The following is a 16,305-nucleotide window of genomic DNA, read 5'->3' as shown; positions in this document are numbered from 1 at the left end:
AACCGGAATGCTTGTTGCGATGGTGGCTTCGCTGCTGTTGGCGGGAGCGGGCGGGGCAGAGGCCGAGGATTTCTTCTCGGCGCTGTTCGGCGGCCTGGCCGCGCCGCAGCGCGCGTTCCGCGAACAGCCGCCGCTGCCGTTCAGCGCGGAGGGCGATTATGCGCCGGCGCCGCGCTCGAGCGCCCCGGCGCGGAGTTTTTCCGGCGGCGGCCAGGCCTATTGCGTGCGCACCTGCGACGGCCGTTATTTCCCGATCAATGCTCCGGACAATCAGAGCCGCGCCGAAGCCTGCAACAGCTTCTGTCCGGCCTCGGATACCAAGGTATTCTACGGCAGCAGCATCGATACCGCCTCGGCCGGCGGCAAGTCCTATTCCGAACTGCCGAACGCGTTCAAATATCGCAATGAGATCGTCGCCGGCTGCACCTGCAACGGCAAAGATCAGTTCGGGCTGGCCAAGGTCGACATCAAGGATGATCCCACCGTGCGCAAGGGCGACATCGTCGCGGCCGCCGACGGCCTGATGGTGGCCGGCCGCGCCGACCGCCGACGCGGCGAGCTGAACTTCTCGCCGGTTTCGGCGCAGGTCCGCGCGCGATACCAGCAGTTTCCGGTGGTGGCATCCGATTAGACTGAGCTCCTGTTCCAAAGCTGGAACCCGGAGGCCCGTCGCCAGTTAAGTTCTGGCGCGGGCGGATAACGGCGACCGCGACACTCGTCCTCAGCCGTTGAAGGGTTTTGTGATGTCGCTGCTCATCGGTATTTTGATCACGTTCCTGGTCGTGATCCTGGTTCTCTACCTGATCAACATGTTGCCGCTCGACGGTCGCGCCAAGCAGATCGCGCGGATCATCGTCATCATTATCGGCGTCATTTCGCTGCTGAAATATCTCGCGGTGTTTTAGGCCGATCGCCGACGACGCGGTCCTAACAAAAAGCCCCGGCCGATTGGCCGGGGCTTTTTCGCGAAGGGGCTTTTCGCGAGGGCAATCGTGGCGGCGTCTGGCGTCGCCGCGCCGATCTCACACCGCGGCTTTGGCTTCGCGGCGCCGCGCGGTAAGGATGAACTCGGTGTAGCCGTTGGGTTGCTCGCGGCCCTTGAAAATCAGATCGCAGGCCGCCTTGAACGCCACGCCGTCGAAGGCGGGCGCCATCGGCTTGTACAACGGATCGCCTTGGTTCTGCTGGTCGACCACCAGCGCCATCCGCTGCAAGGATTCCTGCACCTGCTCCCTGGTGATCACGCCCTGATGCAGCCAGTTCGCCAGATGCTGGCTGGAAATCCGCAGCGTGGCGCGGTCTTCCATCAGCCCGACGTCGTGGATGTCCGGCACCTTGGAGCAGCCGACGCCCTGGTCGATCCAGCGCACCACATAGCCGAGGATGCCCTGGCAATTGTTGTCGATCTCCTGGCGGACGTCGTCCGGCGCCCAGTTCGATTGCGACACCGGAATGGTGAGGATGTCGCTGAGCTTGGCGCGCGGCCCGCCGGCCTTCAATTCCTGCTGACGCTTCAGCACGTCGACCTGATGATAGTGCAACGCGTGCAGCGTCGCCGCGGTCGGCGACGGCACCCAGGCGGTGGTGGCGCCGGCCTGCGGATGGCCGATCTTCTGCACCAGCATGTCGGCCATCTTGTCCGGCGCCGCCCACATCCCCTTGCCGATCTGGGCGTGGCCGGGCAGCCCGTCGATCAGTCCGATGTCGACGTTCCAGTCTTCGTAGGCCTTGATCCAGGGCTGCGCCTTCATCTCGTTCTTGCGGATCATCGGACCGGCTTCCATCGAGGTATGGATCTCGTCGCCGGTGCGATCCAAGAATCCGGTGTTGATGAAGACGATGCGTTTCGACGCCTGCTGGATGCAGGCCTTGAGGTTCACCGTGGTGCGGCGCTCCTCGTCCATGATGCCGACTTTCAGGGTGTTCTCCGGCAGATTCAGCAGCTGCTCGACGCGGCCGAACAGCTCGACGGTGAGCGCCACTTCGTCGGGGCCGTGCATCTTCGGCTTGACGATATAGACCGAGCCGGTGCGGCTGTTGCGGGTCTTCGAACTGCCCTTGAGGTCGTGGATCGCCAGCAGCCCGGCGACCGCGGCGTCGAGAAAGCCTTCGGGGATTTCCGCGCCGGTCTCGTCGAGCACCGCGTCGGTGTACATGTGATGGCCGACATTGCGCATCAGCAACAGACTGCGCCCGTGCAGCGTCAGGCCCTTGCCGTCGGCGGTCTGGTACACCCGGTCGCCGTTCAGCGCGCGGGTCAGCGTCTTGCCGCCCTTGTCGAAGTCGGCGGTCAGCGTGCCGTTCATCAGGCCGAGCGTGTTGCGATAGATCAGCACCTTGTCCTCGGCGTCGACCGCGGCGACCGAGTCTTCCATGTCGAGGATGGTGGAGACCGCGGATTCCAGGATGATGTCGGCGACGCCGGCGGCGTCGTCCTTGCCGATCACACTCGAGCGGTCGATTCTGATCTCGATATGCATGCCGTGGTTGACCAAGAGGATTGCGCTCGGCGCCGCGGCCTCGCCGAGGAAGCCGGCGAACTGCGCGGCGTTCTTCAACGCGGTGGCGTTGCCGCTCTTCAGCTTCACCGACAGATGGCCGGCGATCACGCTGTAGGAGGTGACGTCGCTGTGGCTCGCGGTCGCCAGCGGCACCGCCTGGTCGAGAAACGCCTTGGCCTTGGCGATCACCTTGTCGCCGCGCGCCTTGTTGTAACCCTTGCCGGTCTCCGAGGCGTCGTGCGGGATCGCGTCGGTGCCGTACAGCGCGTCGTACAGCGAGCCCCAGCGGGCGTTGGCGGCGTTCAGCGCGTAGCGCGCGTTCGACAGCGGCACCACCAGCTGCGGACCGCAGATCTTGCCGATTTCCTCGTCGATATTGCTGGTCTCGACCGCCACCGTCGCGGGCTCCGGCAACAGGTAGCCGATCTCCTTGAGGAACGCGGTATAGGCCGCGATGTCCCAGGGCTTGCCCTTGTTGGCCTTGTGCCATTCGTCGATCTTGAGCTGCAACGCGTCGCGGACCGCCAGCAGGTCGCGGGTCTTCGGCGCCAGATCGCGCACGATCGCGGCAAATCCGGACCAGAATGTGTCCGGAGCAATTGCTGTCTTGGGGGCTGCTTCTTTGGCAATGAAGTCGAACAGAACGGACGCGATCTGAAGGCCGTGGGCGTTGATGCGATTCATTTGATTTTCCAGCAAGAAACGGCACAAACCGCCGTTTACAGGGTCAACGGGCAAGCGCGCCGCCTCCCTAGCGGCGCTTAGGCCGCCTTTTAGCGCCAAAGCCGGCCGGTTGAGAAGTCCCCCCGCCGCAACGATCGATCTAGCGCTGCGGCTGCTCGACCCGGGCGAAGCGCTCCAGCGCCAGCTTGATGACGATGGTCAACCCCGCCACCGCGGTCAGCACGGTGGCGGCGGCGAACGCGCCGGCAACATTGTAGTCCTGGTACAGAAGTTCGATCTGCAGCGGCAGCGTGGTGGTCTGGCCGCGGATGTTGCCGGACACCACCGACACCGCGCCGAATTCGCCCATCACCCGCGCGTTGCAGAGGATCGCGCCATACAGCACCGCCCAGCGGATATTCGGCAGCGTGACCCGGACGAAAGTCGCAAGCCCGGAGGCGCCGAGCGTCACCGCGGCTTCTTCCTCGTCGGTGCCCTGCACCTGCATCAATGGGATCAGCTCGCGCGCCACGAACGGCGCGGTGACGAACATGCTGGCCAGCACGATCGCCGGCAGCGCGAACATCACCTTGAGGCCGAGCTGGTCGAGCAGCGGCCCGAACAGCCCCTGCGAGCCGTAGACGAACAGAAACGCCACGCCGGCGACGATCGGCGAGATGGAATAGGGCAGTTCGATCAGCGCGATCAGGAAGGTGCGGCCGGGGAAGGTGAATTTGGTCACGGTCCAGGCCGCGGCGAGGCCGAACAGGATATTGAGCGGCACTGCGATCGCAGCCGTGATCAGCGTCAGCTTGATGGCGTGCAGCGTTCCCGGATCGCCGAGGCTGCGGAAGAACACGACGGCGCCTTGCGAAAACGCCGAGGCGACGATCAGCGCCAGCGGCGCCAGCAGGAACAACAGCGTGACGACGCCGACGATGCCGAGCACGACGCGGCGCGCCACCGGGCCGGCGCCGACCGGCGTCACCATCCAGTCGCTCTCGATCGGCGGCTTGCTCATCAGGTGCCTCCGCGGCCGAGATAGCGCAGGTTCCAGGCCTGCACCGCATTGGTGACGATCAGCATCACAAAGGCCATCAGCAGCATCACCGTGGCGATCGCCGCCGCCGCTTGGTAGTCATATTCCTCCAGGCGGATAAAGGTCAGCAGCGCGACGATCTCGGTCTTCATCGGCTGGTTGCCGGCGATGAAGATCACCGCGCCGAATTCGCCGAGGCTGCGCGCAAACGCCAGCGAGCAGCCCGCGAGCAGCGCCGGAAAGATCGACGGAAAGATGATCTTGGTGAGGATCTGCAGGTCGCTGGCGCCGAGCGAGCGGCTGGCCTCCTCGACGTCGCTGCCAAGATCCTCGATCACCGGCTGCACCGTGCGCACCACGAATGGCACGCTGACGAAGGCCATCGCGATCGCGATGCCGAGCGGGGTATAGGCGACCTTGAGGCCGAGCGCGTCGAGCGGTCCGCCGAACCAGCCGTTCTTGGAAAACAGCGCGGTCAGCGCCAGCCCCGCCACCGCGGTCGGCAGCGCGAAGGGCACGTCGACCAGCGCGTCGAGCAGCCGCTTGCCGGGGAACTGATAGCGCGCCAGCACCCAGGCCAGCAGCAGACCGTACACCGCGTTGAAGGCGGTCGCGGCCAGCGCCATCGTCAGGGTCACGCGGATCGACGACAGCGTGCGCGGCGACGACAGGATGGTCCACAATTGCGCGCTGCCGATGTCGGAGGCTTTCAGGATCAGCGCACAGAGCGGCAGCAGCACGATCGCGCCGAGATAGAGCACGGTGATGCCGAACGCTAAGCCGAACCCTGGAATGACGCTGCGTGGCAAGGAAAGGCCGATCGGGTTGGGAGGTGGGCTTGCGAGCGGGACCAATCTCTTCGAATCGTCGCTCAATTGAGAAATCAAATCTTACCACGGCGGCAGCGCACCCTCGCCCAGCTTGCGGGGAGAGGGTGGCGTGACGAGCGCAGCGTGTCGCGCCGGGTGAGGGGGCGCCGCGTTCTGCCGAGACGCCCCCTCACCCGACCCGGCTTCGCTAAAGCTCAGCCGGTCGACCTCTCCCCGCAAGCGGGGAGAGGTGAAGTGGCTTGGCTTCAGCGGCCGCCGAATAATTGATCGAGCTTGGCGCCCGACGCCAGGTGGTCGGCGGTGAGCTTGTCCCAGCCGCCGAACTCGTCCTCGACCCGGTACAGCTTGACCTCGGGGAATTTGTCCTTGAACTGCGCCGCCACCGTGGCGTCGTTGACCCGGTTATAGGCCTTCGCCAGAATCGTCTGGCCCTCCGGCGAGTAAAGATATTCCAGATAGGCGGTGGCGAGCGGCCTTGTGCCGTGCTTGTCGGCGTATTTGTCGACCACGCTGACCGGAAATTCCGCGAGCAGGCTGGTCGGCGGCACCACCACTTCGTATTTGTCTTTGCCGGCGACGTCGCGGATCGCGCTGGTCTCGGCCTCGAAGGAAATCAGCACGTCGCCGGTCTGCCGCTCGACGAAGGTGGTGGTGGCGGCGCGGCCGCCGGTGTCGAACACCGGCACATTGCCGAACAGCTTTTTGATGAAGGCGTCGGCCTCGGCCTCGCTGCCGTATTTGTGCTTCGCATAGGCATAGGCAGCGAGATAGGTGTAGCGGGCGTTGCCAGAGGTCTTCGGGTTCGGGAAGATCACCTGCACGCCCGGCTTCACCAGATCGTCCCAATCCTTGATGGCCTTGGGATTGCCGGCGCGCACCAGGAACGCCGGCAGCGAGTAATACGGCGAGGAATTGTTAGGCAGTCGCTTCGCCCAGTCCGCCGGGATCAGCTTGCCTTTATCATACAGCACCTGCACGTCGGTGACCTGGTTGAAGGTCACGACGTCGGCCTCCAGCCCTTCGAGGATCGATCGCGCCTGCCGCGACGAGCCGTTGTGCGACTGGTTGATGGTGACGTCCTGGCCGGTCTTGGCCTTCCATTGCTTGGTGAAGGCGGCGTTGATCTCGACATAGAGCTCGCGCGAAATGTCGTAGGAGACGTTGAGCAGCGTGGTCGGAGTCTGCGCCTGCACCGCGGATACCGCGGTGAGGGCGCCGAGGCCGGCGAGGAAGGCGATGGCGAGGCGATTCACGAGAACTCCTGTCGCTGCGGGATGGGCGTGCGGGTTAGATGTTGGCGGCGAGGTCGACGAGTTCTTCGATCAGCACGCCGGTTTTCGCCAGCATCAGTTCGATCTCGTCGATCGCCTCGGCGACCGGCCGGCTCGCGGTGTCGATGGTCAGTTCGCTGTCGGTCGGCGGCTGATAATCATTGCCGATCCCGGTGAAGCCTTTCAATGCGCCGGCGCGGGCCTTGGCATAGTGACCCTTGGGGTCGCGGCTCTCGCAGATTTCCGCCGGGGTGGCGACATAGATTTCGCGGAACAGGCTGTCGGCGATCCGCCGCGCCGCGGCGCGATCCTCGAGCGAGGGCGACACCGCGGCGACGATGGCGATATGGCCGTTGCGGGCGAGGTGGGTGGCGACTTCGGCGAGCCGGCGGATGTTCTCCGCGCGGTCCTTGGGCGAAAAGCCGAGATCGCCGTTGAGGCCGGCGCGCAGGGTGTCGCCGTCGAGCAGGATCGGCGAGCCGCCGCGGTTGAACAGCCGGCGTTCCAGCGCCACCGCCAGCGTGGATTTGCCGGCGCCGGGCAGCCCGGTGAACCACAGCACCGCGCCGTTGTGGCGATAGCGCGCCACGCGATCTTCCGGCCGCAGCGCGGATTCCACCGGGACGATGTCGACCGTGCCGCGGCTACCGCCCTCGACCTTCAGCACCAGCCCGCCGCCGGCGATGCGGCCGTCGACCTCGATCACCAGCCGGCCGGTGCGCGGATTGTCGAGATAGGGATCGGCCGCCACCGGATGCAGCAGCGCGAGGGTGATTTCGCCGACGTGGTTGCGGGCGATCGATTTGGCCGCGACGCTGGCGAGTTCGCCGGGATCGACCGCCTTCTCGATGGCGACGACATTGGCGCGGGTTTCCCGGGTGCCGAGCCGGACCAGCACATTGGCGCCGACGCTGAGCGGCTGATGATGCAGCCAGAAAATCCGCGCCTGGATTCGCCTGGTGTCGCGCGGCGCGGCGTCGGCGTGGGCGATGACGTCGCCGCGTTCGATGAACAATTCGCGGTCGAGCGTGATGCCGACCGAGCGTCCGGCGCCTTGCGGGCCGGAGAGCGGCGTCACCGGCCAGCCTTCGACGGTCTTGATCTTGGCGATCTTGCCAGCCGGCATGATGACGATCTCGTCGCCGGCCTTGAGATGACCGGACTCGATCCGGCCGGCGACGATGCGGCGGTCGTCGAATTTGTAGATCGCCTGCACCGGCAGCCGCAGCGCCAGTTCGTCGAGCGGCCGCGCCGGCGTCAGCGCGTCGAGCGCTTCCACCACGGTCGGGCCGTTGTACCAGGCGATATTCGCCGTGCGCTCGTTGACGCCGTCGCCGTCGCGGGCCGAAATCGGGATCACTGCGGTCGGCGTGACGCCGAGTTCGATCAGATGCGCGGAGATTTCATCGCTGATCGCGGTGAAGCGGGCTTCGCTGAACTCGACGCGGTCCATCTTGTTGACCACCACCGCGACCTGTTTGATGCCGAGCAGATGCAGCAGGTAGCCGTGCCGCCGGGTCTGGTCGCGCACGCCTTCCAAGGCGTCGATAATCAGCACCGCGGCGTCGGCCTGCGAGGCGCCGGTGATCATGTTGCGCAGGAATTCGGCGTGGCCGGGGGCGTCGATCAGCACCACGTCGCGGGAGTGGGTGCGGAACGAGATCTGCGTGGTATCGATGGTGATGCCCTGGTCGCGCTCGGTCTGCAGCGCGTCGAGCAGGAACGACCATTCGAACGGCATGCCGCGCCGGGCGCTGACTTCCTTCAGCATTTCCAGCTTGCCGTCGGGCAGCGAGCCGGTTTCGTGCAACAGCCGGCCGACCAAAGTGGATTTGCCGTGGTCGACATGGCCGACGATGACGATGCGGACCTGCGGGCGGGTGGTGCCGTTCGGGGTGGCGAGCGAGGGCTGCGGGGTGGTGACGACGAGGTTCATGGCGATGCTGCTCACAGATAGCCGGCGACGCGAAGCCGCTCGAAGGCGTCTTCGGTTTCATGGTCAAGCGCGCGACCGGCGCGCTCGGGCACCTTGGTGGCATCGAGCTCGATGAGGATTTCATCGATATTCGAGGCGGTGGACTCCACCGGATTGGTGATATCGGCGTCGCCCAGCGAGCGATAGCGCTTGCCGTTCTGCGAAAGATAAAGAGGGATGATCGGGATGTTCTCGCGCTTGGTGTAGGCCCAGATATCGGCCTCGGTCCAATGCAGGATCGGGTGGATGCGCAGATGCGAGCCGGGCGGCGGCGAGGCGTTGAATTGGTCCCAGAATTCCGGCGGCTGATCGCGGACGTCCCAACCGCCCTCGGTGCCGCGCGGCGAAAACACCCGCTCCTTGGCGCGGGTGGCTTCCTCGTCGCGGCGGATCCCGGCGATCAGGCCGTCGAAGCCGTGCTTGGCCAGCGCCAGCTTCAAACCTTCGGTCTTGCGCGCCGCGGAGCGCGCCGCCGGCGGCAGCGTCGGATCGACGCTTTCGATGCCGGGGCAATATTCGAGGATCAGGTCGAGATCCCATTCCTTTGAATACTGATCACGAAACGCATACATTTCAGGGAATTTCTTGCCGGTATCGACGTGCATGGCGGGAAACGGCACCCGGCCGAAGAACGCCTTGCGGGCGAGCCAGATCATCACATTGGAGTCTTTGCCGAGCGACCACAACAGCGCCAGCTTCTTCAGCCTCGCGAAGGCTTCGCGCAAAATGTAGATACTCTGCGCTTCCAGCGCGTCGAGGTGGTCCATACCGGGGGTCATCGGCGTCTCCGGGCTGCGAGCGAGCGATCCGGCCCGACCGCGGACCACGCCAGGGCAAGCAACTCCTGCCGTCGCGCACCGTTGTCGAGAAGAACCATCTCCTGCGCCTTGCGATTAGGGGTAAAAAATTCCACGGTTGGGCCGCAGAAGAGAAGAAATAAATTTCTCTTTGCGGCCGATGAAAGACACATATATAGAAAATAATTCCAGTCAACCCCGCTGTTCCGGGGAGCGGAGTCTGTATGCGATTTCTGCCCGTGTTCCTCGACCTGCGCCGCGGTCCGGTCCTTGTGATCGGCGGCGGAGAGCTGCTGCGCGCCAAGCTGCGGCTGCTGCTGGCGGCCGGGGCGAGCATTCGCTGCTACGCGATTGACGGATATCGTGAACTCGGCGGCATCGAGCCCGGGCAGGGGCAGATCGCGTTCGTCGACGGCGATCCGCTGGCCGCCGAATGGACCGGCGTGATCGCGGTGTTCTGCGCCGGCGCCGGCGATCTCGGAGCGGCTGTGGCGGCGCGCGCGCGGGCTCACGGCATTCCCGTTAACGTCATGGACGATATCGACAATTCCAGCTTCATCATGCCCGCGATCGTGGATCGCGGCGACGTCGTGGTGGCGATCGGCACCGGCGGCGCCTCGCCGGTGGTGGCGCGGCGGCTGCGCCAGCAGATCGAGGCGCTATTGCCGTCGCGGATCGGCGAGCTCGCCGGCTTCATCGGCCGCTGGCGCAAGACTATTCATCAGCGGATTCCGCAATTTGCGCTGCGTCGCAAATTCTGGGAGCGGGTGGTCGATGGCCCGATCGGCGCGCAGGTCCTCGCCGGACACCCCAACCAGGCCGATAACCTCCTGGAAAATATCGACAATCCCTCCGACTTCGCGGGTGCCGCGCAGCCCGGCCATGTCACTTTGGTCGGCGCCGGGCCGGGCGATCCGGATCTGTTGACGCTGAAGGCGCTGAGGGCGCTGCAGGACGCCGATACCATCTTCTATGATGATCTGGTCTCACAAGAAGTGCTCGACCGCGCGCGCCGCGACGCCACGCTGGTGTCGGTCGGCCGCCGAGCCGGGCAGCCCGGCATCGGCCAGGACGAAATCAACCGCCGGCTGATTGTTGCGGCAAACCTGGGGCAGCGCTGCGTGCGGCTGAAGGGCGGCGATGCGCTGCTGTTCGGCCGCGGCGGCGAGGAGATCGCCGCGCTGCGCGACGCCGGAATCTCCTATTCGGTGGTGCCGGGCATCACCGCGGCGCTGGGTGCCGCCGCCGAATTCGACGTGCCGCTGACGTTTCGCAACGAAGCGCTGCGCGTCAGCCTGCTCACCGCGCACGCGGCCAAGGATGTCGCGGCGATCGACTTCTCGGCATTGACCGACGAGAAGACGACGCTTGTCGTCTATATGGGCATGAGCGCCGCGGCGCAGATCCGCGCCGGACTCCTCGCCGCCGGCCGTTCGCCGCTGACCCCGGCGGGAGTGTTCGCCCGCGTCACCCGACCGAATTCCAAAGCCGCGCTCGGCACGCTCGATCAGTTGCTCGATCTCGTCGCGCAGGTCGAGGGCGGGCCGGCGATCCTGATCATCGGCGACGTCGTGGCGCATGCGGCGCCATGGCACGATACCGATTCGAACTCACACCCCTTCACCCCACTCACGCAAAAACTCTCGGAAATGTTGGCGGCTGCTGAATGACCTCTCCTCTGCAACAGAAAATCAAGATCACCGGACCCTCGGTGGTGACCGCGAACCGCACCTTCGATGGCGCGGTGATCTGGCGCACCGCGGCGCATGACTGGTCGACCGATCTGGCCCGTGCCGCGGTGGTGCGCGACGCCGACGCCGCGCGCGCGCTGCTCGCCGAAGCGGTGGCCGACGACGTCGGCGCGGTCGGCGCCTACATCGCCCCGGTGGGCCTCGACGATCATGGCGCGATCGTCCCCGGCAATCTGCGCGAACAGATCCGCCGCACCGGCGTCACCATCGATATTCCTGCGACCGTGTAAGGCTTGCTATGTACGCTTATGATGCCATCGACCGCACGCTGATCAACGAGCGCGTCGCCGAATTCCGCGATCAGGTGCAGCGCCGGCTCGCCGGCGAGATCACCGAAGACGAGTTCAAGATGCTGCGGCTGATGAACGGCGTCTATCTGCAATTGCACGCCTATATGTTCCGGGTGGCGATCCCCTACGGCACGCTGTCGGCCGAGCAGATGCGCAAGCTCGCCCACGTGGCGCGCAAATACGACCGTGGCTACGGCCATTTCACCACAAGGCAGAACATCCAGTTCAACTGGATCAAGCTCGCCGATCTGCCCGACGCCCTGGCCGATCTCGCCGAAGTCGGCATCCACGCCATGCAGACCTCGGGCAATTGCACCCGCAACATTACCGCCGACCAATGGGCCGGCGTCGCGCCCGGCGAGGTCGAGGACCCGCGGATCTGGGCCGAGATCATGCGGCAATACACCACGCTGCATCCGGAATTCTCGTTCCTGCCGCGCAAGTTTAAATTCGCCATCACCGCGTCGGATCACGACCGCGCCGCGATCAAGATCCACGATATCGGCCTGCGGCTGCGCAAGAACGAGGACGGCGAAACCGGCTTCGAAGTGCTGGTCGGCGGCGGGCTCGGCCGCACCCCGTTCATCGGCAAGGTGATCAAGCCGTTCGTGCCGGGCCGCGACATTCTCAGTTATGTCGAGGCGGTCCTGCGGGTCTACAATCAGTACGGCCGCCGCGACAATATCTACAAGGCGCGGATCAAGATCCTGGTGCACGAACTGGGCCTCGAGAAATTCGCAGCCGAAGTCGAGGAGGAGTTCAAGCAGATCGGCGACGGGCCGCTGACGCTCGACGACGCCATGATCGAGGAGATCCGCTCGCGCTTCACCTATCCGGACTATGAAAAACTGCCGGATCATCCCGATGAGCTGACCAAGGCGTCGGCCGATCCCGGCTTCGCCGCCTGGCTCGGCAATTCGGTCGCGCCGCACAAGCAGCAGGGCTACGCCATCGTCACGCTGTCGCTGAAGCCGGTCGGTGCACCTCCCGGCGACGCCACCGCCGAGCAGATGGACGCCATCGCCGACCTCGCCGAAAAATACTCGTTCGGCGAAATCCGCGTCGGCCATGAGCAGAATCTGGTGCTGCCGCACGTCGCCCGGCGCGACCTGCCGGCGCTGTGGCAGGCGCTGGATCGGATTGGCGTGGCCACGCCGAACGTCAATCTGGTCACCGACATCATCGCCTGCCCGGGGCTGGATTACTGCTCGCTGGCCAATGCGCGCTCGATCCCGATCGCGCAGGAACTGACGCGGCGGTTTTCCAACGAGACCGCCAATCTGATCGGCCGGCTGCACATCAACATTTCCGGCTGCATCAACGCCTGCGGCCATCATCACGTCGGCCATATCGGCATTCTCGGCGTCGAGAAGAACGACGCGGAATTCTACCAGATCACAATCGGCGGCCGCGCCGACGAGGGCGCGGTGGTCGGCACCCTGATCGGCCCGGCGGTGCCTTACGCCGACGTCGCCGACGTCGTCGAAGATCTGGTCGAAGCCTATCTGGCGTTGCGGCAGCGGCCCGACGAATTGTTCATCGACGCCGTGCAGCGTCTCGGGGTCGAGCCTTTCAAGGAGCGCGTCTATGCCACTCGTTAAGAACGCAACGACGGTCGCCGATCCGTTCGTGCATGTCGCCGACGACGCCGAGCTGCCGCTCGACGGCGCGGTGCTGGTGTCGGCGGCGCGGTTTCTCAAGGATCCCGAGGCGCTGATCGGCCGCAACAGCCCGCTCGGCGTGATCTGGCCGAACAATCGCAGCGTCGACGATCTGGTGCCGTATCTCGATCGGCTGTCGGCGGTGGCTTTGGTGTTTCCGACTTTCCGCGACGGCCGCGCGCACACTCAGGCGCGGCTGCTGCGCGAACGCTACGGCTTTCGCGGCGAATTACGCGCCACCGGGCAGATCCTGCGCGACCAGTTCGTGTTTCTCTTGCGCAACGGCTTCGATGCCTTCGAGGTAAAGAAGGACGCCGACGCCGCGGCCTTCGCCGCCACCGCCAAGCGCTACACGGTGTTCTATCAGCCGAGCAGCGACGGCCGGATCAGCGCCTTGCAGCGCCGGCTGCAGTTGCGGCATTCGGAAAGCGCCAACTGATGAGCGATCTTGCCTCGCAATCCCTGCCGCAACCGGCGGCGTTGCTGCCGTCGGCGCAGGCGCTCGATCAGGCGCTGCGCGACGCTTCGCCCGCCGAAGTGATCGCCGCGGCGCTGCAGGCGCTCGGTCGCGAACAACTCGCCTTGGTGTCGTCGTTCGGCACCGAATCCGCGGCGCTGTTGAAAGTAATGGCGGACGTCGATCCGTCGATCCCGGTGATCTTTCTCGACACCGGCTGGCTGTTCGAGGAGACGCTGGCCTATCGCGATACGCTGATCGCGCAGCTTGGCCTGACCGACGTGCGCTCGATCAAGCCGCAGCAAGACGCGCTCGACCGCGACGATCCGGAGCGCGACCTGTGGTTCTCCGATCCGGACAAATGCTGCTTCATCCGCAAGGTCGAGCCGCTGCGTCGTGCGCTTAAGCCGTTCCGCGGCTGGCTGAATGGCCGCAAGCGCTTCCAGGGCGGGCTGCGCGCCGACATTCCGGTGGTCGAAGAGGACGGCGAGCGGTTGAAATTCAATCCGTTCGCCAATGTGTCGCGCGAGGACATCGAGGCGATCTACGCGACCGCCAAGCTGCCGCCGCATCCGCTCGTCGCATCGGGTTTTCTGTCGGTCGGATGCATGCCCTGCACCAGCCGGACCGCGTCGCACGAGGACGCCCGCGCCGGCCGCTGGGCCGGACGCGCCAAGACGGAATGCGGCATTCATACGATGAAGACTTCGTAGGATATTGGCGCTGCATCGCTGCTAACAATGAAATCTGGTTTCGTTGACTCGACTGCGGTTCTCCAGGAGTTTCCGACCTTCGCCGTCAAAGACAATGATGTCCTCCGGCCAATGGAGAGTAATATGGTCCGTCGTTTTCTTCCCGTGATTGCGGGACTTCTCTGGGCAGGCTCCGCGATGGCCGCGGACGTCTCGCTGCTCAACGTGTCGTATGATCCGACCCGCGAGCTCTACACCGATTTCAACAAGGCGTTCGCCGCGGTCTACCAGAAGGATACCGGCAAGAGCGTCGAGATCAAGCAGTCGCATGGCGGCTCCGGCGCGCAGGCGCGTTCGGTGATCGACGGGCTGCAGGCCGACGTGGTCACTTTGGCGCTGGCCTATGACATCGACGCCATCGCCAACAAGGGGCTGCTCGCCAAGGATTGGCAGACCAAGCTGCCGCAGAACTCCTCGCCCTACACCTCGACCATCGTGTTCCTGGTGCGCAAGGGCAACCCGAAGGCGATCAAGGACTGGGACGATCTGACCAAACCCGGCGTCAGCGTGATCACGCCGAACCCGAAGACCTCGGGCGGCGCCCGCTGGAACTATCTGGCGGCGTGGGGCTATGCGCTGAAGAAATCCGGCAACGAGGAAGGCGCGCGGGAATTTGTCGGCAACGTCTACAAGAACGTGCCGGTGCTGGACACCGGGGCGCGCGGCTCCACCGTAACCTTCGTCGAGCGCGGCGTCGGCGACGTGCTGCTGGCCTGGGAAAACGAGGCCTATCTGGCGGTGAAGGAATTCGGCAAGGACAAGTTCGAGATCGTGGCGCCGTCGGTGTCGATCCTGGCCGAGCCGCCGGTCGCGGTGGTCGATAGCGTCGCCGACAAGAAGGGCACCCGCGCCGCCGCCGAGGCTTACCTGAAATACTGGTACACCCCGGAAGGCCAGGAAATCGCCGCGCGCAATTTCTACCGGCCGCGCGACGCCGCGGTGGCCAAGAAATATGCCGACTCCTTTGCCAAGGTCGAGCTGTTCACCATCGACGACGTGTTCGGCGGCTGGACCAAGGCGCAAAAGGAACACTTCAGCGACGGCGGCGTGTTCGATAAGATCTACAAGAACTGAATGTCCGACTTGAAAGTGATCCGATGCTGATCGACCGCGGCAGCGCGCTCCCTCTCCCCGCTTGCGGGGAGAGGGTTGGGGTGAGGGGGCGCCTCACCGAGTCCGGCCTGGGTGAGACGCCCCCTCACCCGACCGGCATCGCTGCGCTCCGCCGGTCGACCTCTCCCCGCAAGCGGGGAGAGGTGACGTTGTCGCGAGGTGATTTGTTTGATCGCGGCGCTCGACTAATCCCTCCCCCTTGCGGGGAGGGTCGGCCGAGCGACGCCGACGCGCAGCGTCGGCAAGCGGAGGCCGGGGTGGGGGTGCCGCACGCACGGCATTCGTTGTTCCCCCACCCGACCCGGCTTCGCCGGGCCACCCTCCCCGCAAGGGGGAGGGGAAACAGCCGCGTGCCCCGGAGTTCAACATGAGCGCGGCCTCGAGACATTCCGCGCTGCCGGGATTCGGCCTCACCATGGGGCTGACGCTGACCTGGTTGTCGCTGCTGATCCTGATTCCGCTGGGCGGGCTGTTCGTCAAGACCACCGAACTTAGCCTGTCGCAATTCATCGACACGGTGACCAGCAATCGCACGCTGCATGCCTTGCAGATCTCGTTCGGGCTGGCGTTCGCCGCCGCCTTGGTCAATCTGGGCGCCGGGCTGTTGATCGTCTGGGCGCTGGTGCGCTACCGCTTTCCGGGACGGCGGATCTTCGACGCCATCGTCGACATTCCCTTCGCGCTGCCGACCGCGGTGGCAGGCATCGCGCTGACCACGCTGTTCGCGCAGCAGGGCTGGCTCGGCGCGCCGCTGGCGGCGCTCGGCATCAAGGTGGCGTTCACCCCGCTCGGCATCTTTCTGGCGATGATCTTCATCGGCATTCCCTTCGTGGTGCGCACCGTGCAGCCGGTGCTGATCGATCTCGACGTCGAATTGGAGGAGGCCGCGGCCTGCCTCGGCGCCTCGCGCTGGCAGATCATCACCAGGGTGATCATCCCGTCGCTGACGCCGGCGATCCTCACCGGCTTTGCGCTGGCGTTCGCGCGCGCGGTCGGCGAATACGGTTCGGTGATCTTCATCGCCGGCAATCTGCCCAACGTCTCGGAGATCGCGCCTTTGCTGATCGTGATCCGATTGTCGGAATTCCGCTACGCCGACGCCACCGCGATCGCGGTGGTGATGCTGGTGACCTCGTTCCTGATCATCTTCCTGCTGAACCGGCTGCAACGCTGGGCGCAGATCCGTGCGCTGTCGGTGGGGTGAG

The 16,305-nt window shown here is 65.4% G+C and carries 15 protein-coding genes; 9 read left to right on the top strand and 6 right to left on the bottom strand.

Translation table 11 applies throughout. From position 1 onward, the window contains the following. Positions 1-7: 7 nt before the first annotated feature. Both VGC77_RS19510 and VGC77_RS19505 read left to right on the top strand, forming a co-directional pair. Positions 8-631: a DUF2865 domain-containing protein gene (locus VGC77_RS19510; protein ID WP_331173222.1), complete on the top strand. Its 624-nt coding sequence runs from the start codon at positions 8-10 to the stop codon at positions 629-631. 112 nt (positions 632-743) lie between these two features. Then, positions 744-905 (top strand): Thivi_2564 family membrane protein, encoded by a 162-nt coding sequence (locus VGC77_RS19505; RefSeq protein ID WP_011474430.1) that lies wholly within the window; start codon positions 744-746, stop codon positions 903-905. Positions 906-1,022: 117 nt separating this feature from the next. Here the strand turns inward: VGC77_RS19505 and VGC77_RS19500 are convergent, their stop codons facing one another. The 6 genes from VGC77_RS19500 to cysD form a co-directional block, all read right to left on the bottom strand. Beyond that, the gene (locus VGC77_RS19500) at positions 1,023-3,185 is read right to left on the bottom strand and encodes a malate synthase G (RefSeq protein ID WP_331173221.1); all 2,163 of its coding nucleotides are present in this window, start codon (positions 3,183-3,185) and stop codon (positions 1,023-1,025) included. Positions 3,186-3,324: 139 nt separating this feature from the next. Next, a complete protein-coding gene (gene cysW / locus VGC77_RS19495; RefSeq protein WP_331173220.1) occupies positions 3,325-4,185 on the bottom strand; it encodes a sulfate ABC transporter permease subunit CysW in 861 nt (286 codons plus the stop codon). Beyond that, positions 4,185-5,012, bottom strand: a complete 828-nt coding sequence (cysT, locus tag VGC77_RS19490; protein ID WP_331173219.1) for a sulfate ABC transporter permease subunit CysT — start codon at positions 5,010-5,012, stop codon at positions 4,185-4,187. The genes cysW and cysT (VGC77_RS19490) overlap by 1 nt, the downstream gene beginning before the upstream one ends. A gap of 266 nt (positions 5,013-5,278) precedes the next feature. Further along, complete coding sequence (cysP, locus tag VGC77_RS19485; RefSeq protein ID WP_331173218.1) at positions 5,279-6,286, bottom strand: thiosulfate ABC transporter substrate-binding protein CysP; 1,008 nt, start codon at positions 6,284-6,286, stop codon at positions 5,279-5,281. Between the two features lie 34 nt (positions 6,287-6,320). Beyond that, positions 6,321-8,240 carry an adenylyl-sulfate kinase gene (gene cysC, locus VGC77_RS19480; RefSeq protein WP_331173217.1) on the bottom strand — a complete coding sequence of 640 codons (1,920 nt, stop codon included), beginning with the start codon at positions 8,238-8,240 and terminating at the stop codon, positions 6,321-6,323. Between the two features lie 11 nt (positions 8,241-8,251). Then, complete coding sequence (gene cysD / locus VGC77_RS19475) at positions 8,252-9,058, bottom strand: sulfate adenylyltransferase subunit CysD (protein WP_331173216.1); 807 nt, start codon at positions 9,056-9,058, stop codon at positions 8,252-8,254. Between the two features lie 242 nt (positions 9,059-9,300). On the opposite strand from cysD, the gene cysG reads away from it, so the two are divergent. The 7 genes from cysG to cysT (VGC77_RS19440) all read left to right on the top strand — a co-directional run bounded on the left by cysG (position 9,301) and on the right by cysT (VGC77_RS19440) (position 16,304). Further along, positions 9,301-10,746: a siroheme synthase CysG gene (cysG, locus tag VGC77_RS19470; RefSeq protein WP_331173215.1), complete on the top strand. Its 1,446-nt coding sequence runs from the start codon at positions 9,301-9,303 to the stop codon at positions 10,744-10,746. Then, positions 10,743-11,057, top strand: a complete 315-nt coding sequence (locus tag VGC77_RS19465) for a DUF2849 domain-containing protein (protein ID WP_331173214.1) — start codon at positions 10,743-10,745, stop codon at positions 11,055-11,057. Before cysG ends, VGC77_RS19465 begins: the two co-directional genes overlap by 4 nt. An 8-nt stretch (positions 11,058-11,065) precedes the next feature. Further along, complete coding sequence (locus VGC77_RS19460) at positions 11,066-12,718, top strand: nitrite/sulfite reductase (protein WP_331173213.1); 1,653 nt, start codon at positions 11,066-11,068, stop codon at positions 12,716-12,718. After that, a complete protein-coding gene (locus VGC77_RS19455) occupies positions 12,705-13,217 on the top strand; it encodes a DUF934 domain-containing protein (protein ID WP_331173212.1) in 513 nt (170 codons plus the stop codon). Before VGC77_RS19460 ends, VGC77_RS19455 begins: the two co-directional genes overlap by 14 nt. Continuing rightward, on the top strand, positions 13,217-13,948 hold the full coding sequence (locus VGC77_RS19450) for a phosphoadenylyl-sulfate reductase (protein WP_331173211.1): 732 nt from the start codon (positions 13,217-13,219) through the stop codon (positions 13,946-13,948). The genes VGC77_RS19455 and VGC77_RS19450 overlap by 1 nt, the downstream gene beginning before the upstream one ends. 123 nt (positions 13,949-14,071) lie before the next feature. Next, positions 14,072-15,061 (top strand): sulfate ABC transporter substrate-binding protein, encoded by a 990-nt coding sequence (locus VGC77_RS19445; RefSeq protein WP_331173210.1) that lies wholly within the window; start codon positions 14,072-14,074, stop codon positions 15,059-15,061. A gap of 406 nt (positions 15,062-15,467) precedes the next feature. Beyond that, positions 15,468-16,304, top strand: coding sequence for a sulfate ABC transporter permease subunit CysT (cysT, locus tag VGC77_RS19440; RefSeq protein ID WP_331173209.1), 837 nt, complete (start codon positions 15,468-15,470; stop codon positions 16,302-16,304). The last annotated feature ends 1 nt before the right edge of the window (position 16,305 follow it).

The sequence above is a fragment of the Rhodopseudomonas sp. genome (assembly GCF_036404135.1).
GTDB lineage: Bacteria > Pseudomonadota > Alphaproteobacteria > Rhizobiales > Xanthobacteraceae > Rhodopseudomonas_A.
Note: the sequence above shows the minus strand (reverse complement) of the source record. Positions and strands in the feature narration are given on the sequence as shown.